Origin of the sequence: Granulicella pectinivorans, from assembly GCF_900114625.1 — a bacterium.
GTDB classification, from domain to species: Bacteria; Acidobacteriota; Terriglobia; order Terriglobales; family Acidobacteriaceae; genus Edaphobacter; species Edaphobacter pectinivorans.
In genome coordinates this window covers 264,725-283,272 of the sequence record NZ_FOZL01000002.1, presented here as the reverse complement: position 1 = coordinate 283,272, position 18,548 = coordinate 264,725, and the positions used below count along the sequence as shown (strand labels likewise).

The window sequence follows — 18,548 nt, the reverse complement described above, 5'->3', positions numbered from 1 at the left end:
CAGAACAACGCTCTGATAGCCTTGTCTCGCCTCCATACTCCATCGTGACTGAACCCCTGCACCCTACAAACCCGGTGGCAAGCCCATCCAACGCGCTCCTTGTGCGCCTGCGCAGTGCCGTTTCTCTTCCGGCTCCGTCGGTGCTTTGGGAGGGTTTCGTCCTTCTGGCGGTGACGTTCGTGCTGCTTTGCTATGGTCTTGCGCCGTTGACCGGAGGCGACCGCCTTGGGCTAGTGGGTGCGGATGAGCCTCGCTATGCGCAGATTGCGCGCGAGATGCTGGCTGTCCACGACCAGTTCTGCGCAGCCGAGCATACGAGCCTGATTCCTTCGAGCTTTCGTGCCGCGGATATTCAGGCAGCGTACCGCTGCCTGCAGGCTGGGACGGTCACGCCGATCCTTTATGGGCAGCCGTGGCTGGAGAAGCCTGCGCTTTATTATTGGCGCGCGATGGGGTTCTTCCGGGAGTTTGGGGTTTCGGATTGGTCCGCCCGCCTGCCCTCCACGTCGGGTGCGCTGGCGCTGGTGATCTTGATCTATCTGCACATGAAACGGTTCCGGCCGGGAGGGCAGCTCGACGCGGCTTTGATTACGGCTTCGTCGCTGGCGATTATTGCCTTCTCGCGGGGTGCTTCGACGGACATGCAGCTTGCGGCGCCGTTCTGTATCGGCATGCTGGGGTGGTATGCGTGGTATGAGACGGGCAAGAAGTTCTGGTTGTTCGATCTTTATTTTTTTGGGGCCGCGGCTACGCTGGCCAAGGGGCCGGTCGCGCCGTTCCTGGCGTTGGTGATCATCTGCTTCTTCCTGGGGCTGCGGCGGGAGTGGTCGGCGCTGCGGAGGACGATCTGGATTCCGGGCGTGGTGCTCTACCTGGTGATGGTTCTGCCCTGGTATATCGCGGTGCAGCGGCATAACCCGACGTTCGTGCGGCAGTTTTTCCTGGAGCATAACCTCGAACGGTTTGCCACCAACAAGTATCAGCATCATCAGCCGGTGTACTTCTACCTGATCGTGATTCTGATCGGACTGATGCCGTGGACGGTGATCGGTATTCGCGCGCTGCTTTCGGCGTCGAAGGTCTGTATCGCGGAGTGGCGGGTACGGAACGATCCGAAGCGGTACCTGGGACACTCGCGCGCAGGCGACGCCTTCCCGGAGTTCCTGATTCTATGGGCGATTCTGCCGGTGATCTTCTTCTCGTTCTCGGGATCGAAGCTGCCGGGGTACATCCTGCCCGCGATTCCCCCGATCACGATTCTTACGGGCGACTACCTGAACCGTATTCGCCGGACGGGGCTTTCGAAGACGCTGATGGTCTCGCATGCCGCGCTGTGCGCCGTGATGGTGTTTGTGCTGGTGCTTTCGCCGCAGCATATGAAGTACGAGACGCTGGTTCCCTCGATCGCATGGCTGTCGTGGGCTGCGTTTGCGGCGGTGGCGATCGGGTTGACGGTGTATTTCATCACGCAGCGCTTCAGCATTACGCGGATTACGTATGCGACGCTGATCCCGGTGGTGGCTTCGCTGGTTTTTCTGCTTGGATTTCATGGCAAAGAGCTGGACCTGAACTACTCGGCGCGGCCTTTGGCGGTGGAGATCGCGAGACAGGCTCCGGGGATCGAGTTGGTGGCGACGCAGAATGTGAAGCGCGACATGGACTATGGGCTCGCGTTCTACCGGAACCGCGCCATGATTCACTACGAGACCGAAGGGGTGCCGGTGGGCGAGCACCTTCTGGTGATTCGCACGACCGACACGGAAGATCTGATCCGCTACCTGAACGGGCGGATCTATAAGCCGTTATTCCTCTATGAGTCGCAGGGGCTGGAAGTTTATAAGGTCTATGCAACCGGTGTTGGTGTGGCTTCAACGCCAGCGGTTCCCGTGGATACGGTCGCCTCCGTCCGATAGCCGTGCAGTAATATCCAAGCAGGGTACCGGGCACGCATGGCGACAGCAGCAGTCAGAACCGAACTCGAGATTCTCGACGTGCGCCACTTTACCGCGCGTCAGCTTCGGCCTCTGCTCGAGAACGAGGCCCGTGTGTGGCAGCAGAGGCTGCGCTGGAACTACAGCGATGCGACGGAGCTGCTTTTACAGTATTTGGACTCGCGCATTCTGCCTGGGTTTGTGGCGCTCGATCGCGGCAAGATCTGCGGGTTTACCTTCTGTGTGTACGAGGGATACAAGGCCGTGGTGGGCGATGCGTTCGCCGTCGATAACAATGCGATGTCCGCAATCGAGACGACGCAGGAGCTGCTTCGGCAGCTTCTGCAGGTGCTCAGGCACTCGCCGGAGATCGACCGGATTGAAGCGCAGTTGCTGCTGTATGACAGCGCCGTGATCGTGGAGCCGTTTCAGCAGGCACAGTTCGACACGCACCGGCGACTGTTTATGGAGGTCGGGCTCCGCGCGCGGGCGGGGATTCCGGCGATCGCGCCTCTGCCGACGGAGCTTGAGTTGAGGCGCTGGATGCCGGCGGACTATCAGCCTGCGGCGGAGCTGATTCATGCCTCGTACGAGGGGCACATCGACGCGCGCATCAACGACCAGTACTGCTCGCTGGCTGGATCGCTCCGGTTTCTGCACAATATCGTGCGATTTCCGGGGTGCGGGGTGTTTGAGGCAAAGTCGTCCTGGGTGATTACGGACCGCTCCTCGCGGGCGCTGGTGGGTGTCGTGCTTTGTTCGCGGGTGCAGCTCCATACGGCGCATATTACGCAGCTTTGCATCGCTCCGCGGTACCGGGGAAGGAGGCTGGGGGCGCATCTGCTGCGGCACTCCATGAATGAGCTGGCGCGGGCTGGCTGCGAGGCGATTACGCTGACCGTAACGGAGGCGAACGGGGCGGCTGTGGAGCTTTATCTGGACTCGGGATTCGAGATTTCGCATACGTTCGATGCGTATGTCTTCGATGCTCGGAACACGGTTTTGGGGTAATTGGTCTGGTGGGTTGGGTTTTGGTGGTTGGACCAAACGTGGTCTATTTTGGCATTTGTGGTGGATTTTAGGGGTTTGTGGTGAATCTTAGGATTTTCTTCGGGTTTTATGCCTGTTTCTTTGGGTTTTACCTGTAGTTTTCGGTGCGATGCAACGTGGTTTTTTGCATGGATAATGTGGACACGATGTGGTGAATTTAGGGTCGGGAGTTGCTCGGGTGCGGGGCGGCATTTGATTCTGCAGTGTGTGGGGTGAAACAGGCAACCGCAACGGCCCGGGGCTGAAGCCCCACTCTCATCCCAAGGGCAAGGGCAGAAGCAGATCCCCTTCGGGGATGACAACCAAAAGGGCAACGGCAAAAGACGAAGCGGGCTTTATGGGCCCGCTTCGTCTTTTCTGTGCTGATTCGGTTTCTCAGTACTTGGGCATCGTGGGGTCGATCTTGTCGGCCCAGGCCAGGATGCCTCCGGTGAGGTTGGAGACGTTGGTGAAGCCGGCGTTCTTGAGAGCGATGGCTGCCTTCTGGCTTCTTGCTCCCGAACGGCAGTGGACGATGACCTCGGCGTTCTTCTGCGGGGCCAGTTCCGCGATGCGCTTTTCGATGTCGCCCACCGGGATGAGCGGGGCGCCGAGGTTGGCGATCGGGTACTCGTGGGGCTCGCGGACGTCGAGGACAAAGATGTCTTCCCTGGCGTCGAGCTTGGCCTTGAGGGTCTCGACCGTGATCTGGGGGATGCCGTCGACTACGGACACTGCTGCTACCTCCTGGTTTTGTGCGACCTCAAGCGGACCGGTGGAGGTGGGCTTGGGGATGCCGCAGAACTGATCGTAGTCGATCAGGGCGGTGACCGTGGGATGCGTGCCGCAGACGGGGCAGTCGGGATTCTTGCGGAGCTTGAGCTGGCGGAAGGTCATGCCGAGCGCGTCGACCAAGAGCAGGCGGCCTACGAGGGTGTCGCCGATGCCGAGGATGAGCTTGATGACCTCGGTGGCCTGCATGACGCCGACGAGGCCGGGGAGGATGCCGAGGACTCCGCCTTCGGCGCAGGAGGGGACGAGTCCCGGCGGCGGCGGCTCGGGATAGAGGCAGCGGTAGCAGGGGCCTTCCTTGGTGGCGAAGACCGAGGCCTGGCCTTCGAAGCGGAAGATGCTTCCGTAGGCGTTGGGCTTGTCGAGCAGGACGCAGGCGTCGTTGACGAGGTAGCGGGTCTGGAAGTTGTCGGTGCCGTCGGCGATGACGTCGTAGTCCTTGAAGATCTCGAGGGCGTTGTCGCTGGTGAGCATCGTGTTGTGCTTGATGACGTTCACGCGGGGGTTGAGGCCCTTGAGCATGATCTCGGCGGAGTCGACCTTGAGCTTGCCGACTGTCGCTGTGGAGTGGATGATCTGGCGCTGGAGGTTGGAGTCGTCGACGGTGTCGAAGTCGACGAGGCCGATGGTGCCGATGCCGGCGGCGGTGAGGTAGAGGGCGAGCGGGGCTCCGAGGCCACCGGTGCCTACGCACAGGACCTTGGCAGCCTTGAGGCGCTGCTGGCCTTCGTAGCCTACCTCAGGGAGGATGAGATGACGGGAGTAACGGGCGATCTCGTCGTTGGTCAGCTTCGGGAGATCTTCGGTCGGGATGGGGCGCATTGGGTTCCTTCTTTGGTCTTCTTCTATTCGATGAGGCGGGTGCTGCGGGGATTCGTTTGCGGCTTGATGCGAGAGTCTGGGGTCTAAAGCCCGGACGTATCTCAGGAGCAAAAGCAAGAGAAAAGGCCCGGGTCTAAAGCCCCTTCTCTCTGCGTTTTATTCGTGGAGCTGAAGCCCCACGCTCATCACAACGGCAACGGCAGAAGCAGATCCGCGGCGCCTTCGGCAGAACCTTCGGGGATGACAAACCAAAGGGGCAATCGCAAAGACGACGGCAACCGCAGCTGCAACGGCAGATGCTTTTGGTTATAAGAATTTTGTTTTGGGATTAGTGCGGAGATTTGTTACAGACAACAGCTACAACAACCACCGGCGATCGAGGGGATGATCGTCAGTTCATCGGACTCCTGAACAGGAGCGGCTTCCTTCTCGGGAAGGTAGCGAACATCGTCGTCGTTCAGATAGATGTTCACGAATGAGCGCGTTTTACCTTCTGGGGTAAAGAGATGCTGGCGGAGTGCAGGGAACTGGGTCGTGAGTGCGTCGAGGGCACCGGACACGTTCTCGGCGGTAACGCCAATGGTCTCCTTTCCTTCGGTATACGCGCGCAGAGGCGTTGGAATGTGGATCTTCATGCTGTCTCTCCCTGCAATTGCTCGGTTTCAGCCGTTTGCACTACCTCTATGGTAATGCCTTCGTCCTGAAATGCCTTGTCTTCCTCGCCGGTTCCTGCGAGGAAGAACGAATTCGTGATTTTGGATGCGCCTTTTTCTACGGCGGTGATGATGTAGCTGCAGCCCATCCAGTGGGCCTCGGCGAAGTCGGTGCTCGACCACATCGCGGGGTGATCGGGGTGCGAGTGGTAGAAGCCTACGATGTCCCAGCCGGAGTTGCGGGCCTGGCGCTGGGCTTTTACGAGTTCGATGGGCGCGATGTGGTAGCGGTTGTGCGCGGAGTCGGTGCGGGTGTTGCCGGCGCGGACGATCTCGTGGACGTGGTTGCCGTCGGCCTCCCGTCTGCCGAGGAGGATGCCACAGCACTCGTGGGGATAGGTCTCTTCGCCGTGTGCGCGCAGGGCTTCGTAGTGTTTGTATGGGATGTGGATCATGTCTGTTTAGCCTTCGGTCCAGAAGCGTTCGCTGAGGTATTTGTCCGCGGAGTCGCAGAGGATGGTGACGATGACGGCTTCGCGTCCGGCCTTGTGCTCGCGCTCGGCGATCCGGAGGCAGGTGGCGACGGCGGCGGCGGCGGAGACTCCGACGAGCAGGCCCTGATGGCGGCCTAGGTCCTTGGCGACCTTGTAGGCAACCTCGGTGTCCATGTCGATGTTCTCGTCGGCGAGCGTGGGGTCGTAGATCTTGGGCACGATGGCGGTGGCCATGTGCTTGAGGCCCTCAAGGCCGTTGAAGGGGGAGTCCGGCTGCATGGAGATGCACTGGATCTTCGGGTTGAGTTCCTTGAGGCGGCGGGTGGTGCCTACGAAGGTGCCGGAGGTGCCGAGGCCGGCGACGAAGTGGGTGACCTGGCCGTCGGTCTGCTCCCAGATTTCGTTGGCGGTGGTGCGATAGTGGGCCTGCCAGTTGGCCGGGTTGGAGTACTGGTCGGCATAGAAGTAGCGGTCGGGTGCCTCGGCGGACATCTTGCGGGCCATGCGGATGGCTCCGTCGGATCCGTCGGCGGGGTTGGTCCAGACGATCTCTGCTCCGTAGGCGGAGAGGATGCGTTTGCGCTCGGGGGAGACGTTGGAGGGCATACAGAGGGTGACGGGGAAGCCGAGGGCGGCTCCGAGCATGGCGTAGGCGATGCCGGTGTTGCCGCTGGTGGCGTCGAGGAGGCCACCGCCGTTGAGGAGGAATCCGCGAGACTGGGCGTCCTTGACGATGGCCGAGGCGGCGCGATCCTTGACGGATCCGCCGGGGTTGGCCCACTCGGCTTTGCCGAGGATCTGGATGCCTTCGAGGTGAGCGGCGATGCGCTCGAGACGGATGAGCGGGGTATTGCCGACTCGTTCGAGGATGGTTGTGCCGAATGTGTTCACAGCGGTGATCATGCCTGGCTTCCGTAATGTAGCGAACATCCGTTTGAAGGTGTGCGGCGGATGTGCGATGGTTAACTTCGAGTCTAACTTATGGCAAAGAAGATACTGGTACGCAGCTTTCAGGATGTGCTCTCTGCTCTGGGCACGCAGCATTTTGATGTAGCACCGGCCTCGCAGGGTTCACGGGGTGCATTCCAGGTGCGCAAGTACGGGTGCGCGGCGGAGATTGCGCAGGCCAAGGACGGCTCGGTGGAGCTGATCGCGAAGCCTGGGTGGCTGCTGAATGGGCAGATTGCTCGGCTGGTGGATAAGGGATACCAGAAGTTTTTGAAGACCTCGACGCTGGAGATTCCGGCTACGGCGGATGCGCTGAAGGCGATTCATACGTTTTCCGAGGAGCTGAAACAGGCTTCGGGGGGGACGAGCTTGTTCAATGAGTCGCTGGGGACGACGAGCGACCGGTATGTTTATGATCGGGTGGCTGGGCGGGAGTAGGAAATCTTATGCAGCGGGCTGACTTTCTTGCGTTGGTGGAGAAGACGCTTGAGGAGGTTATTCTGCTCGCCGAGGAAGCGACGGGTAGGTCGCTTCCTCGGCGATTTGCGTTTCAGTGGCTTGGCGAGGGCTTTCCGCGGGTGACGGAAGGGATTGCCGAATACAGGGGCTGAAGCCCGACTTTTGGCAGTCCTGCGAGACCCAAGGCTGAAGCCTTGGGGTACGTAGAAGCAAGCGCAAAAGCAAGAGCGAAATGCGGGGGTCTCTCCACTGCGCGATGGACGATGATGCTGTCCATCGCTCCGGTCGAGATGACGCACGTTTGTGGTGGGCGGGAACTCGGCAACGGCAACGGCAACCGCAACCGCAACGGCAACCGCAACGGCAACGGCAACCGCAACGGCAACGGCAACGGCAACCGCAACCGCAACGGCAACGGCAACCGCAACGGCAACGGCAACGGCAACCGCAACCGCAACGCAAACGCAGAAGCAGATCCTTCGGGGATGACAACGAAAGGGGCAACGGCATCTGCGACTACATCACAAAGGCTTCGCGGGTTAGCGGAGGCGGTTTTGCTCGCGCTGGAGCTCGCGGTAGGCTTCGCTTTTGCCGATGCCTCGGGATTTGGCTACCCGTTTGAGGGCGTCTTTTTCGGGGATGCTTTCCTGCTTGACTAACGCGGCTACTTCGGCGGCGATGGAGAGTTTCGGAGCCTCGGCCTGGGTGGGCTGGAGGGTGAAGAGGAGGACGATTTCGCCTCTTACCTGGGCTCGGGCGGCGAGGGTGGTTTGGACTTCCTTGGCGGTGCCTCGGAGGAACTCTTCGTGGAGCTTGGTGAGCTCGCGGGCTACGACGACTGGCTGGGATGCGCCGAAGACGTCGGCGATGTCGTCGAGGGCGCCGAGGATGCGGTGAGGGGCTTCGTAGAGGATGTGGGTGGCGTTGCGGGGGAGGGCTTCGAGGGCCGTTTTGCGGGCGCCTTCCTTGGCGGGGAGGAAGCCGTGGAAGGTGAAGGTTTCGGTGGAGAGGCCGCTGGCGATGAGGGCGTTGATGGCGGCGTTGGCTCCAGGGATGGGGAAGACCTGGATGCCGGCGGCGATGGCTGCCTGGGCCAGGTAGCCTCCGGGGTCGGCTATGCCGGGGGTGCCGGCGTCTGAGACGACTGCGATGCGACCGCCGGTTTTCAGCTCGGCGATGAGTTCTTCGGTGCGGGTGCTCTCGTTGTGGAGGTGGTAGCTGACGGTGGGCTTCTGGATGGCGTAGTGATTGAGAAGCTTCTGGGTCTGGCGGGTGTCCTCGCAGGCGATGCGGTCGCAGGTGCGGAGGATACGCAGGGCACGGAGGGTGATGTCCTCGAGGTTGCCGATGGGGGTGGCGACGAGATAGAGGCCGGGTTCGAGAGGGGCGTCGGTGGTGGTCATCGTTCGATTCGCATGAGGGAGGGCAGGACGCGGCGGCGCGATTATTTTTCGCGGCGGGTGAGGTGGCCGCGGAGGGGGATGGACTGCGCCAGATGGTGGGGGGTGATGATGCCGAGGACGCGTTCTCCATCGAGGATGGGGATGAACTGCGTGGAGCCGGCGCCGGAGATGCGGCGGAGGGTCTGGACGAGGGAGTCTTCGGGGCGGGCTACCTCGAAGGTGCGGGCCATGACGCCCTGGACGTAGCTGTTGCCGCCGGCGGCGAGGGCTTCGGCGATGGACTGGCGGGAGACGGCGCCGACGATGAAGCCTCCGCGGACGACGGGGAAGACGTCCTGGAGGGAGTGGACGGCGCGTTCGAGGGCGTCTTCGAGGGTGTCGGAGGCGGAGAGGGTGGTGTAGTCGGTGAGCATGACGTCACGCATGGTGACGGTGTCGACCTCGGTCTGGAGGATGAGGCCCTGGTCCTCCATGTGGGCTCCGATGAGGCAGAAGAAGCCGAAGACCATGAGGACGGTGGAGCCGGTGAGGATGCCGGCGAGGATGAGGCCGACGGCGACGATCTGTCCCATGGAGGCGAGCTGTTTGGAGCGTGTGGCGGTGCGGGCGGCCTGATCGAGACCGTTGCGGAGGCGGCGGCCACCGTCGAGGGGCGCGGCGGGCAGGAGGTTGACGAGGCCAAGGAGGAGGTTGATCCAGACGAGGGCCTTGAGGAGATGCTCGGGGACGACCCAGGGGCGGGCGTAGAGGTTGAGCTCAGGCGCGATGGTGAGGATGAGGGCTCCGACGACGAGGCCGAAGGCGATGTTGGCGACGGGGCCAACGAGGGCCATGATCTGGCGGGTGGCGGCGGGTTGGTCGGCCTCGGGGACGGTGTAGGTGGGAACGCCTCCGGTGGGGAGGAGGAGAAGTCCGCGGAGTTCAAGGCCGAAGTAGGCGGCGGCGATGGCGCGGGCGGCTTCGCGGAGGAAGACGGCGAGGCAGAGGCTGATCCAGAGGAGGAGGCCGCGTCCTCCGCTGTTGGCGCGAGAGGCTCCGTAGCTGATCGAGAGACCGAGCAGGATGAGGAAGAACGCGTGCATTCTGACTTGTACACCGAGGATTCGACCGAACGGAAAACTCCAACCACGCATGACTTTGATTGTATGCGCTGGAGGCTTAGGATCGGAGCATGCGGGTTATTGGTGGAATGTACCGGTCACGGCTTCTGGGGGCTCCGAAGGGAGACTCGACGCGACCGACGTCGGATCGTTTGCGCGAGACGTTGTTCAATATTTTGCAGCCACGGCTGGATGGCTGCCGTTTTCTGGATCTGTATGCGGGGACGGGCGCTGTGGGGATCGAGGCGATCAGCCGGGGTGCGGCGCATGTCTGGTTTGCGGAGAATGCTGCGCCGGCGGTGGCCTCGATTCGGGCGAATCTGGCGGCGCTGAAGATCAATGCGGGGTATGCGATCGAGGATCGCGGGGTCGGGGCGCTCTGGCCGCGGCTGCAGAAGTTCACCGGGCAGATCGATGTGGTGTTTCTGGACCCGCCGTATGAGGCTGAGGCAGAGTACCTTGGGACGCTGGGGTATCTGGGGAGCCTGAAGGGACGGGCGATGCTGGCTCCGGGGGCGGTGGTGGTGGCGGAGCACAAGAGCCGGGCGAAGATGCCGGAGGTTTTTGGGGGGCTGGAGTTGGCGCGTGTGAGGAAACAGGGGGATGTTTCTTTGAGCTTTTATGAACTGAGGGCAGAGGAGTAGGTTAGAAGCCGCCGCCGGTGTGGGTGCCGGTTTTGAGGTCGATCTCGAAGGGGACTTCCTTGTCGGTGCGCATGTTCCAGCCGGTGCCGTGGAGGACTCCGTTGGTGGCTTCGCCGAGTGTGATGCCGTCCCAGGTGAGGCGTTGGGTGGTCCAGGCGAGGCCTGCGTTGCCCCAGGCCTGAATGGTGTGGAAGCCGGCGAAGAGGAGCAGGTCTTGGGTGGGGAGGACGGCGGTGACGGGGCGCTGATCGATGTGGGTGGATTGGGTGGGGTTGGTGGGATCGATGAGGTAGGCGTAGCCTCCGGCGACCGCGCAGAGCTGGGATGGGTTGGGGGTGGCGTAGACGCCGGTCGGCATGGACGGGTCGCGGTAGCCGAGGGCGCAGGTGGCCAGGAAGGCGGGTTCGCCGGGGGCGGGGCGGACGAGGAGGTAGAGGGCTCCGCGGGCGAGCGCATCTTCTTCACCGGCGATGGACATGGGGTAGGTGTATTGACGCGAGGGGGCGATGAGGGGGGGACCGGAGAGGAGTTGGACGGTCCAGGTGTGGGGGTATTGGTCGAGATGGAGGAGTGGGGGCATGTGGGGTCTCGTGGCGATTCAAAACCCACATCCCAGAAGCGGGATGTGGGGCACCCGGTTTTGTGGCGCTAGGTGAGGGCCTGGGCGATGTCTTCGAGGAGGTCTTCGATGTGCTCGCAGCCAGCGCTGAGGCGGATGAAGCCGTCGGGGATGGCGTCGCCTCCCCAGCGGTTGCGGCGCTCGGCGGTGGTGTAGACGGCTCCGAAGCTGGTGGCGTCGGTGATGAGCTTTGCTTTCGACAGGAAGGTCTCGGCTGCGGCTTTGGTGGGGAGGACAAAGCTGACGACAGGGCCGAAGAGCTTCATCTGGCGTTTGGCGAGCTCGTGGGCGGGGTGCGAGGGGAGGCCGGGGTAGAAGACGGCTTCGACCTCGGGACGTGTGGAGAGGAACTCGGCGATGGCCTGGGCGTTTTCGCAGGTGCGTTCGAGGCGCAGGGGGAGGGTGGAGAGCGATCGCTCGGCGAGCCAGGCCTCCATGGGGCCGGGGACGGCTCCGGTGAGGGTGCGCCACTGGTCGATGAGGGCGCGGTGTTCGAGGTCGCGGGTGGCGACGTGGCCGAGGAGGAGATCGCCATGGCCGGTCATGGATTTGGTGTCGGAGACGACGGAGAAGTCGGCGCCGAGGGCGAGGGGGCTCTGTCCGAGGGGGGTGGCGGTGGTGTTGTCGACCGCGACCAGGCAGCCGGCGGCGTGGGCTTTTTCGGAGAGGGCCGCGATGTCGCAGATCTCCATGCCGGGGTTGGACGGGGTTTCGAGCCAGAGGAGTTTTGCGCCTTCGAGGAGCTTGCCCTGCGCGTCGTTGACGGTGGGAGCGGAGCGAATCTCGACGCCGATCTTGGCGAAGTGTTCCTGCATGAGGACGCGGGCGGTGAAGTAGGAGTTCGAGGGGATGACGCAGATGTCTCCGGGTTTCAGGATCGCTCCGAAGACCGCGGCTACGGCGGCCATGCCGGAGGCGAAGACGAGGGCCTGCGCGCGGTAGCCGGGGCCGGACTCGATCTGCGCGATGGTCTTTTCGAGGACGGTGTAGGTGGGATTGTGGGAGCGGGCGTAGGTGTAGGGAACTCCGTCGGGCGATCCGGGGACGTGGAAGGCGGAGGCGAAGACGGGGCCAGCGTGGAGCGGAGCTCCAGGGATGGCGGGGGTGAGGGTGGAACGGATGATTCGCGTGGAATCGCGCATAGCTCAGTTTAGAACGGAGAAAAGACTGTGGGGGGAAGGGCGGAAAAAGCGGGAAAAAGAGACAAGGGCAACGGCCTGGGGCTTCTCTCGACGACTCGGGCTCGCTGCGGCAGGTGGGCCGAGTGGAGGGGGATTGGGGCAAGCAAATCGTGAGCTCTTGGTTTCGGGCTATTGCTTGAAGTGCTCCCAGCCTTGTGGCGGGAGAGGGATGCCGTCTGCGGTGATGCTGGGGTGATTTTTTTGGGGTTTGAGGATGCGGCCTATGGGGGTGGCGATGGATTTGGGGATGCGGGCGGACGAGGTGAAGAGGAGCTCGTAGTCCTCGCCACCGTGGAGGGCGTCGTTCTGCGTGGCGGTGGGGTGGATGGGGAGACTGGCGAGGTCGAGCTCGGCGCGGACCTTTGAGGCTTCGCAGAGGTGAGTGAGATCGGTGGAGAGGCCATCCGAGAGATCGATGCAGGCGGTGGCTTTGGTGCGGAGCTTCCGACCGATGGCGAGGCGCGGCTGGGGGAGGTGGTGGGTGCGGACCTTGCCCCCGGCGAGGAGGGTGCGGAGTTGGGCGGCGGCGGCTCCGAGTTGGCCGGTGACGTAGATGCGGTCGCCGGGTTTGGCTCCGGAGCGGCGCAGGGATGTGCCGGTGGGGGCGGTGCCGAGGAGGACGATGTCGGCGAGGATGTGGTGGGTGGGGGACTGTGCGGTGTCGCCCCCGGCCAGGGTTACTTTGCTGGCCTGGGCGAGGGATTGGAGGCCCTGAAGGAACTGCCTGGTCCAGGCGGAGGGGAGGTCTTTGGGGAGGGCGAGGGAGAGGAAGGCGGCGAGTGGTGTGGCTCCCATGGCGGCGAGGTCGCTCAAGCCGCGGGCGAGGCAGCGGTGGCCGACGACGCGGGCGGGATGGAGATCACGGCGGAAGTGGCGGTCTTCAAGGGTGAAGTCGGTGGTGACGAGGATTTCGGTGCCGGTGGGCGGGCGGAGGATGGCGCAGTCGTCGCCGATGCCCTTGGCAATGAGGGCGGTGGGGCTGGTGGCGAACTGTTGGCGGATCTGGGCGATGAGGGCCAGCTCACCTTTTTTCGGAGGCATTTGAGTTTTAGGATACGCGCGTGGGAACTCATCGCGGTGCTGGGAACCCACATCTCAGAAGCGAGATATGGGGCACCCGGATTTGTGCCGCGATGTTGCTGGAGGGGGGCAAGTTTGATACTTTTAGAGGGGTACGCCCACGAGATTCCTTCATCCGAAGATCGCAGACACGAATGGCGATTGGCAGATTTGATTTGCCCGGGTGGATTGGAAGCCTTCGATATCGTGCCGGAGAGCCGCCGGCAGGATCAGACCAGGGCAAAGGTTCCTTTTGATACACAACACGAAAGCCTCGAAGAAACGGTTTTATATCGTCTTCGTCAGCCGCGATGAGGAAGGAAGCCTGAAAAAGGTTCCGATTCCGCTGCGGTATGCCTATGTGTTTGTGGCGGCTGCGGTGATCGGTATGTTTACGATCACGGGGATGGCGGGTTCGTATACCCGGATGCTGATCAAGACGGCGCGGTTCAACGAGTTGCGTCATGACCAGGATTCGCTGCGCAAGGATTATGCGCATCTCGAGAAGCAGGCGCATGAGAAGGATGTGCAGGCGGCGTCGCTGGGGTCGCTGGCGACCGAGGTCTCGGCGCTGTATGGACTGACGACGAACAAGCTTGCGATTCCGATGGGGAAGCTGCACCTGGGACGACCGGGCAAGGATACGAACAGCAAGGTGGCTGAGGTGGCTACGGCGAAGGTGGTGGATCCTTCTGCCGTTCTGAACGATGACAGCTACTTCAAGTCGATCGACACGTTTTATGCTTTGCGCTCGGAGGCGATGAGCGGATCGACGGCGCGGGCGATCGCGGGTGCGATTTCGACGGGACCTGGGTTCGGCAGCAGGATTCGCGGATTCGATGCGGTGATGGGCGGCGATGATGTGGGGTTGGGGATTCCGTCGTTGTGGCCGGTGGTTGGCCCGATCTCGAGCAGCTTTGGGCAGCGCGAGGACCCGGTGACGGGGAACGGTGAGGGCGAGTTCCATAAGGGCGTGGATATTACGGCGGTGATTGGGACGCCGATCCGGGCTACGGCGGCGGGTGTGGTGAAGTCGGCTGGCATGGTGAACGGGTATGGCCGCGAGGTCATTATCGACCACGGGAACGGTATCGAGACGTGCTACGGGCATATGTCGGGCTTTGCGGTGGTGGGCGGTCAGACAGTGGTGCAGGGGCAGGTGATCGGGTATGTCGGGCATAGCGGCCGGACGACCGGGAACCATGTGCATTACGAGGTTCGGGTCCGGAATACGCCGGTGAATCCGCATAAGTATCTGCGGACGACGCTGGCGGATCTGGGTGTGGGCGACGGGAAGAACGGCGGATAGTTGCGGGGGCTGTCGGGGGTGTGGTTCACTTCAGTGCATGAGAAATGTTTCGACTCGCCGTAACTTTATCCGGACGGCTCCGCTGGCTGCCGGCGTGATGCTTCCGTTGAGTGGTTTGCCGCTGATGGCTGAAGAGCTGGCTGGAGCCACGGTTCCGTTCAAGAAGTTTTCCGCGAGCGATATGGCTGGGGAACTTGCGGGTGTGCAGGCCAACGATGGGACGAAAAATCTGATTGCTTCGCCGGGGCTTTCGGTGACGATGGCGATCAATGCGGAGACGAAGAAGAGCGGTAAGGAGTTCGAGGCGCATGCGACGCGGGATCACGTGTTCCAGGTGCTGGATGGAGAGACGGTGTATCACGTGGGCGGCACGCTGAAGGGTGCTCGGGAGACGAAGCCGGGTGAGTATCTGGCTCCGGATTGTGAGGGGTATACGAAGGTGACGCTGAAGAGGGGCGACTACCTGAGCGTGCCTCGGATGACACCGCATAAGAGGGTGACCGAGGGTAAGGTGAGCCTGCTGCTGATCAGTGCGAATACGGTTGCTACGACGTAACGCGAGGCGTCACTTGGGTGACAGGTAAGGGGCGGATGAGTGCGGGCGGCAGCCTGGGCTTATCCGCCTTTTTCTGTTCAGGCGATCAGCTTGAGGTAGGGGGGCTGGTCGGCGATGGTTTTGTAGAGGAAGGTGCGGGCCACTTTGCCGTCTTTCAGGAAGAAGATGCCGGGCATCTGGTTGGCGTCGTCCTGGAGGCTGCCGATGCCGTACTTTTTTATGCTGCCGGTGAGCCAGGACTGGATGACCTTGGGGATGAAGAAGTGGGTTGACCAGTGCTGGCGGCGGAGGCCGAAGGGTGGGGTGCGGTAGAGGATGGCTGCGGGGTCGCTGATGCGCTCCACGTTCGGCAGGTGGTAGTAGTCGAAGAAGGGCCTGGCGCGCTCCGGGGTGCCGAGGTGGACGAAGACGGGACGCACGTTGCGGCGGGAGAGTTCGTCGCGGAGGTTGGCGACGTCGCTGATGGCCTGTCGGCAGAAGGAGCAGCCGAAGTGGCGGAGGAAGATGAGCAGGACAGGGGACTGCCCGGTGAGGGAGAGCAGGGTGACGCCGGATTCTGTGCGGACTCCCGCCAGGGTGACGGAGAGATCCTGCGTGGTGGTTGAGAGCATGGAGGCCTGTGGGGAGTGTACTCCGGGTGGATACACTCCCCTTTGTCTTTAGTGTGCAGCTAGTTCGGATTCGAGTTGGGTGCGGAGGGCGGGGTCGAGGTTGCCGCCGCTGAGGATGACTACGGTTTTGGCGGCTTTCGGGAGCTCTTGGGCGTGGTAGAGGGCGGCGGCCAGGGTGACGGCACCGGAGGGCTCGGGGATGAGGTTGGTGGTGGAGAGGTAGACGCGCATGGCGTCGAAGATCTCTTCCTCGGTGACGTTGACGATGCCGTCGACGAAGGCGAGGATGTGCTCGAAGTTGAGGTGGCCGAGGGACTGGGTGCGGAGGCCGTCTGCGATGGTGCGGGTGGTGGAGGCGGCGGGCCACTCGACGAGGGTGCGGGTGCGGAAGGACTCGGTGGCATCGGCGGCCAGGGCGGGCTCTACGCCCCAGACCTGGGTGGAGGGCGAGAGGAGCTTGGTCCCGGTTGCGGTGCCGGAGAGGAGGCCCCCGCCGGAGACGGGGGAGAGGATGAGGAGGTCCTCGGTGCCGGCCTGTTCGAGGATCTCGACGGCGCAGGTGGCCTGTCCGGCGATGATGGCGGGATCGTCGTAGGGCGGGATGATGGTGTAGCCGTGCTCCGCGGCGAGCTCTTCGGCCTTGAGCTTGCGGGCGGAGCTGGCGGGGCCGGTGAAGACGACTTCGGCTCCGAGGGCTCGAGTGGCCTCGACCTTCACCGTGGGGGCGTTGTCGGGCATGGTGATGACGGCTTTGGTGCCGAGCGCACGGGCGGCGTAGGCTACGCCCTGCGCGTGGTTCCCGGAGGAGTAGGTGATGACGCCGCGCTTGAGGGCGGCGGGATCCCGTTCGGCGAGGAGCGCGATGGCGTTGAAGGCACCGCGGAGCTTGAAGGAGCCGATGGGCTGCGCAGACTCGTCCTTGATGAAGATGCCGGGGTGGCCGGGAAGGGCGATCAGAGGCGTGCGGAGAGCGGTGCCGGCGATGCGTGTGTGCGCGGCGCGGATGTCGTCCAGAGCGATGAGGGGCATGAGGATATTTTAGACCGCGTCGTGAGCGGTGGCGGCATACCACATCTCAGAAACGAGATGTGGGGCACCCGGATGGTGGCGGTGCAAAAGGGAAGGGCCGGGAGGTTGTCCCGGCCCTTCCTGGTTTACGCGTTGGAGTTAGCGGCGTCCGCCGCCGCCACCGCCGTGGAAGCCTCCACCGCCGCCACTGGGGGCGCTGAAGTGCTGCTGCGGGGCGTTGTATCCCTGAGCAGGACGCGCCTGCTGGACGGGCTGGTTGAAGTGCTGCTGCGGCTGGCTGAAGCGCTGCTGCGCAGGAGCCGACTGGACGAAGCTGCGACCCTGGTTCTGGTTGAAGTTCTGCTGCTGCGCCGGAGCCTGGGTGAAGCCGCGTCCCTGATTCTGGTTGCCGCCGTTGTAGGCCTGGGGGTTGGGGGTCTGGATCTGCTGGGGAGCGGCGAAGTTGCGCTGCTGGTTGTCGCCTCCCTGGTAGACGGGCCGGTTGCCCTGCTGCTGGTTGAAGCCTGCGCGGTTGGCCTGCTCATCGTTGATGCGGTTCCGCTGCTGATTGTTGAAACCGCCACGGTTCTGCTGATCGAAGTTGTTGCGGTTGCCCTGGTTGAAGCCACCGCGATTGTCTCCGTTGTTGCCACCGCGATTGAAGCCGATGTTGTTGCCGAAGCCGGCTCCGCGACGCTCATCCATGCGGGGATGGGGGTCGAAGCCGCGTCCGCCGGGGCGGAAGCTGCTGCCGTGCGAGCGATCGTCGTAGACGTTGCGGAAGCCGCGTCCACCGAGGTGGTTGTAGGCGGTGTTGTAGAAGAAGTGTCCACGGTTCCAGTAGCCGCCGTAGAAGCCGGTGCCGAAGTAGCCGAAGCCGTAGTTGACGCCGCCGTAGTAGCCGATGGTGGGTCCCCAGTAGCCGGCGTTCCAGAAGTAGGCTCCGTCATTGAAGCCCCAGTAACCGGGGGTCCAGAGGGCACCGTCATAGGGAGCCTCGACCCATGCGCCATCGACCCAGAAGTATCCCTGGGGGCCGTAAGCCCAATAACCCGGGGTCCAGATGTAGCCGTCGCCGGGGGCCTCGGGCTGGTCGTACTGGGGGATCTCGGGCGGTGCGACGTTGGCCTCGGCGTAGCCCTGGTTGTCATTCTGGGGATAGCCCTGATTGTAGTCCTGGCCGTAGTTTTGGGCGTGAGCGGCAGCGGGAGCGATGAAGGCTGTCGCGAGAGCAACCGTGCCGAGAATTGCGGCGCGGGCGTAGGTGCCAACGAAATTTTTGAGGTGAGCGGTAACGGTTGTCATGGTGGTGCTCCTGCTGGCGCGAACGCCCTTGCCGGATTTCCGGCCCGGCAATCTTTTTCCGGGTCCAGTGCTCCTGTTTGTTAAGACACAACCTGGAATGAATGGTTGCTCATTTCCGCAAGTATTTGTAAACAGGTTACTTTGGTGGCGCGGGATGCGAACTTCGGTCGCAGGATTCTTTCTTTATGCCGACTCCAGGATCATGTTGGCGTACTGGGTGGTGTCTCCGGTGCGGATGAGGCCGATGGCGTGGGGAACACGGAGTTTGAACTGCACGTGGGGCTCGTACTGGATGGCGAGGGGGTGGGCCAGGGTGGCGATGCGGGAGACGGTTTCGGGGGTGTTGTGCTCGCGGAACTCCTCCGCCATCCAGATGCGGCCGATGGTCCAGTTCTGCTGGATGGCGGCGAGAAGCTGCGCGACCTGCGGGACGTCGTCGATAAGGGAGATGTCGACGGTTTCGATGTGAGGCCAGAAGGGGAAGCCGCGGTCGGCGAGGACGAGAGTGTTGGTGTGGCGAATGCGGGCGAGCAGGGAGTTGATCTGCGGGTTCAGGATTCCGGTCTTCAACATGGGGTGGCCTCTGGATTTCTTTTACGATAACTGTAAAGGAATTTTGAGGAGG

General features: G+C 62.9%; 21 protein-coding genes. 8 read left to right on the top strand and 13 right to left on the bottom strand.

Features of this window, described 5'->3' with window-relative positions:
* Positions 1–44 precede the first annotated feature (44 nt).
* Together BM400_RS19015 and BM400_RS19010 are read left to right on the top strand one after the other, a co-directional pair.
* Complete coding sequence (locus BM400_RS19015) at positions 45–1,913, top strand: ArnT family glycosyltransferase (RefSeq protein WP_245782034.1); 1,869 nt, start codon at positions 45–47, stop codon at positions 1,911–1,913.
* A 36-nt stretch (positions 1,914–1,949) separates the two neighbouring features.
* Positions 1,950–2,942, top strand: coding sequence for a GNAT family N-acetyltransferase (locus BM400_RS19010; RefSeq protein ID WP_089842728.1), 993 nt, complete (start codon positions 1,950–1,952; stop codon positions 2,940–2,942).
* 414 nt (positions 2,943–3,356) lie between these two features.
* Here BM400_RS19010 and moeB read toward each other — a convergent pair whose 3' ends face one another.
* The 4 genes from moeB to BM400_RS18990 form a co-directional block, all read right to left on the bottom strand.
* On the bottom strand, positions 3,357–4,574 hold the full coding sequence (gene moeB, locus BM400_RS19005; protein ID WP_089842725.1) for a molybdopterin-synthase adenylyltransferase MoeB: 1,218 nt from the start codon (positions 4,572–4,574) through the stop codon (positions 3,357–3,359).
* Positions 4,575–4,918: 344 nt separating this feature from the next.
* Entirely contained in the window at positions 4,919–5,209 is a 291-nt protein-coding gene (locus tag BM400_RS19000; protein ID WP_089842722.1) for a MoaD/ThiS family protein, read from the bottom strand.
* Positions 5,206–5,682 (bottom strand): M67 family metallopeptidase, encoded by a 477-nt coding sequence (locus tag BM400_RS18995; RefSeq protein ID WP_089842719.1) that lies wholly within the window; start codon positions 5,680–5,682, stop codon positions 5,206–5,208. The genes BM400_RS19000 and BM400_RS18995 overlap by 4 nt, the downstream gene beginning before the upstream one ends.
* 6 nt (positions 5,683–5,688) lie before the next feature.
* A complete protein-coding gene (locus BM400_RS18990) occupies positions 5,689–6,624 on the bottom strand; it encodes a PLP-dependent cysteine synthase family protein (protein WP_089842716.1) in 936 nt (311 codons plus the stop codon).
* Positions 6,625–6,702: 78 nt separating this feature from the next.
* Between BM400_RS18990 and BM400_RS18985 the strand changes: the two genes are divergently transcribed.
* The 3 genes from BM400_RS18985 to BM400_RS21785 all read left to right on the top strand — a co-directional run bounded on the left by BM400_RS18985 (position 6,703) and on the right by BM400_RS21785 (position 7,787).
* Complete coding sequence (locus tag BM400_RS18985; protein WP_089842714.1) at positions 6,703–7,107, top strand: hypothetical protein; 405 nt, start codon at positions 6,703–6,705, stop codon at positions 7,105–7,107.
* Between the two features lie 8 nt (positions 7,108–7,115).
* Positions 7,116–7,280 (top strand): hypothetical protein, encoded by a 165-nt coding sequence (locus tag BM400_RS22180; RefSeq protein ID WP_175529146.1) that lies wholly within the window; start codon positions 7,116–7,118, stop codon positions 7,278–7,280.
* Between the two features lie 111 nt (positions 7,281–7,391).
* Complete coding sequence (locus tag BM400_RS21785; protein ID WP_141224014.1) at positions 7,392–7,787, top strand: hypothetical protein; 396 nt, start codon at positions 7,392–7,394, stop codon at positions 7,785–7,787.
* Here the strand turns inward: BM400_RS21785 and rsmI are convergent.
* The gene (gene rsmI / locus BM400_RS18980; protein WP_089842710.1) at positions 7,668–8,531 is read right to left on the bottom strand and encodes a 16S rRNA (cytidine(1402)-2'-O)-methyltransferase; all 864 of its coding nucleotides are present in this window, start codon (positions 8,529–8,531) and stop codon (positions 7,668–7,670) included. The genes BM400_RS21785 and rsmI overlap by 120 nt on opposite strands.
* A gap of 41 nt (positions 8,532–8,572) precedes the next feature.
* A complete protein-coding gene (locus BM400_RS18975; RefSeq protein ID WP_245782033.1) occupies positions 8,573–9,613 on the bottom strand; it encodes a CBS domain-containing protein in 1,041 nt (346 codons plus the stop codon).
* Positions 9,614–9,702: 89 nt separating this feature from the next.
* Between BM400_RS18975 and rsmD the strand changes: the two genes are divergently transcribed.
* Positions 9,703–10,275: a 16S rRNA (guanine(966)-N(2))-methyltransferase RsmD gene (gene rsmD, locus BM400_RS18970; protein WP_089842704.1), complete on the top strand. Its 573-nt coding sequence runs from the start codon at positions 9,703–9,705 to the stop codon at positions 10,273–10,275.
* 1 nt (position 10,276) lies between these two features.
* Here rsmD and BM400_RS18965 read toward each other — a convergent pair whose 3' ends face one another.
* The 3 genes from BM400_RS18965 to thiL all read right to left on the bottom strand — a co-directional run bounded on the left by BM400_RS18965 (position 10,277) and on the right by thiL (position 13,116).
* Positions 10,277–10,855: a hypothetical protein gene (locus BM400_RS18965; RefSeq protein WP_089842702.1), complete on the bottom strand. Its 579-nt coding sequence runs from the start codon at positions 10,853–10,855 to the stop codon at positions 10,277–10,279.
* Positions 10,856–10,923: 68 nt separating this feature from the next.
* The gene (locus BM400_RS18960; protein WP_089842699.1) at positions 10,924–12,036 is read right to left on the bottom strand and encodes a cystathionine gamma-lyase; all 1,113 of its coding nucleotides are present in this window, start codon (positions 12,034–12,036) and stop codon (positions 10,924–10,926) included.
* A 168-nt stretch (positions 12,037–12,204) separates the two neighbouring features.
* On the bottom strand, positions 12,205–13,116 hold the full coding sequence (gene thiL / locus BM400_RS18955; RefSeq protein ID WP_089842695.1) for a thiamine-phosphate kinase: 912 nt from the start codon (positions 13,114–13,116) through the stop codon (positions 12,205–12,207).
* Positions 13,117–13,390: 274 nt separating this feature from the next.
* On the opposite strand from thiL, the gene BM400_RS18950 reads away from it, so the two are divergent.
* Entirely contained in the window at positions 13,391–14,443 is a 1,053-nt protein-coding gene (locus BM400_RS18950) for a M23 family metallopeptidase (protein ID WP_089843920.1), read from the top strand.
* A 37-nt stretch (positions 14,444–14,480) separates the two neighbouring features.
* The gene (locus BM400_RS18945; RefSeq protein ID WP_089842692.1) at positions 14,481–14,999 is read left to right on the top strand and encodes a hypothetical protein; all 519 of its coding nucleotides are present in this window, start codon (positions 14,481–14,483) and stop codon (positions 14,997–14,999) included.
* Between the two features lie 77 nt (positions 15,000–15,076).
* On the opposite strand, the gene BM400_RS18940 is transcribed toward BM400_RS18945, so the two are convergent.
* From BM400_RS18940 to rbsD, 4 genes are all read right to left on the bottom strand, one after another.
* On the bottom strand, positions 15,077–15,610 hold the full coding sequence (locus tag BM400_RS18940; protein ID WP_089842690.1) for a thioredoxin domain-containing protein: 534 nt from the start codon (positions 15,608–15,610) through the stop codon (positions 15,077–15,079).
* 48 nt (positions 15,611–15,658) lie between these two features.
* Positions 15,659–16,639 (bottom strand): threonine ammonia-lyase, encoded by a 981-nt coding sequence (locus BM400_RS18935; RefSeq protein WP_089842687.1) that lies wholly within the window; start codon positions 16,637–16,639, stop codon positions 15,659–15,661.
* Between the two features lie 138 nt (positions 16,640–16,777).
* Positions 16,778–17,923 (bottom strand): YXWGXW repeat-containing protein, encoded by a 1,146-nt coding sequence (locus BM400_RS18930; RefSeq protein WP_089843917.1) that lies wholly within the window; start codon positions 17,921–17,923, stop codon positions 16,778–16,780.
* A 183-nt stretch (positions 17,924–18,106) separates the two neighbouring features.
* On the bottom strand, positions 18,107–18,496 hold the full coding sequence (rbsD, locus tag BM400_RS18925; RefSeq protein ID WP_089842685.1) for a D-ribose pyranase: 390 nt from the start codon (positions 18,494–18,496) through the stop codon (positions 18,107–18,109).
* Positions 18,497–18,548: the final 52 nt, after the last annotated feature.

Coding starts and splice junctions, on each gene's coding strand:
- moeB (WP_089842725.1), bottom strand. CDS start 4,574: ATGCGCCCCATCCCGACCGAAGATCTCCCGAAGCTGACCAACGACGAG.
- BM400_RS19000 (WP_089842722.1), bottom strand. CDS start 5,209: ATGAAGATCCACATTCCAACGCCTCTGCGCGCGTATACCGAAGGAAAG.
- BM400_RS18930 (WP_089843917.1), bottom strand. CDS start 17,923: ATGACAACCGTTACCGCTCACCTCAAAAATTTCGTTGGCACCTACGCC.
- BM400_RS18960 (WP_089842699.1), bottom strand. CDS start 12,036: ATGCGCGATTCCACGCGAATCATCCGTTCCACCCTCACCCCCGCCATC.
- rsmI (WP_089842710.1), bottom strand. CDS start 8,531: ATGACCACCACCGACGCCCCTCTCGAACCCGGCCTCTATCTCGTCGCC.
- BM400_RS21785 (WP_141224014.1), top strand. CDS start 7,392: ATGATGCTGTCCATCGCTCCGGTCGAGATGACGCACGTTTGTGGTGGG.
- BM400_RS18985 (WP_089842714.1), top strand. CDS start 6,703: ATGGCAAAGAAGATACTGGTACGCAGCTTTCAGGATGTGCTCTCTGCT.
- BM400_RS18990 (WP_089842716.1), bottom strand. CDS start 6,624: ATGATCACCGCTGTGAACACATTCGGCACAACCATCCTCGAACGAGTC.
- BM400_RS18935 (WP_089842687.1), bottom strand. CDS start 16,639: ATGCCCCTCATCGCTCTGGACGACATCCGCGCCGCGCACACACGCATC.
- BM400_RS22180 (WP_175529146.1), top strand. CDS start 7,116: ATGCAGCGGGCTGACTTTCTTGCGTTGGTGGAGAAGACGCTTGAGGAG.
- BM400_RS18945 (WP_089842692.1), top strand. CDS start 14,481: ATGAGAAATGTTTCGACTCGCCGTAACTTTATCCGGACGGCTCCGCTG.
- BM400_RS18975 (WP_245782033.1), bottom strand. CDS start 9,613: ATGCACGCGTTCTTCCTCATCCTGCTCGGTCTCTCGATCAGCTACGGA.
- BM400_RS18995 (WP_089842719.1), bottom strand. CDS start 5,682: ATGATCCACATCCCATACAAACACTACGAAGCCCTGCGCGCACACGGC.
- rbsD (WP_089842685.1), bottom strand. CDS start 18,496: ATGTTGAAGACCGGAATCCTGAACCCGCAGATCAACTCCCTGCTCGCC.
- BM400_RS18965 (WP_089842702.1), bottom strand. CDS start 10,855: ATGCCCCCACTCCTCCATCTCGACCAATACCCCCACACCTGGACCGTC.
- BM400_RS18940 (WP_089842690.1), bottom strand. CDS start 15,610: ATGCTCTCAACCACCACGCAGGATCTCTCCGTCACCCTGGCGGGAGTC.
- BM400_RS19010 (WP_089842728.1), top strand. CDS start 1,950: ATGGCGACAGCAGCAGTCAGAACCGAACTCGAGATTCTCGACGTGCGC.
- rsmD (WP_089842704.1), top strand. CDS start 9,703: ATGCGGGTTATTGGTGGAATGTACCGGTCACGGCTTCTGGGGGCTCCG.
- thiL (WP_089842695.1), bottom strand. CDS start 13,116: ATGCCTCCGAAAAAAGGTGAGCTGGCCCTCATCGCCCAGATCCGCCAA.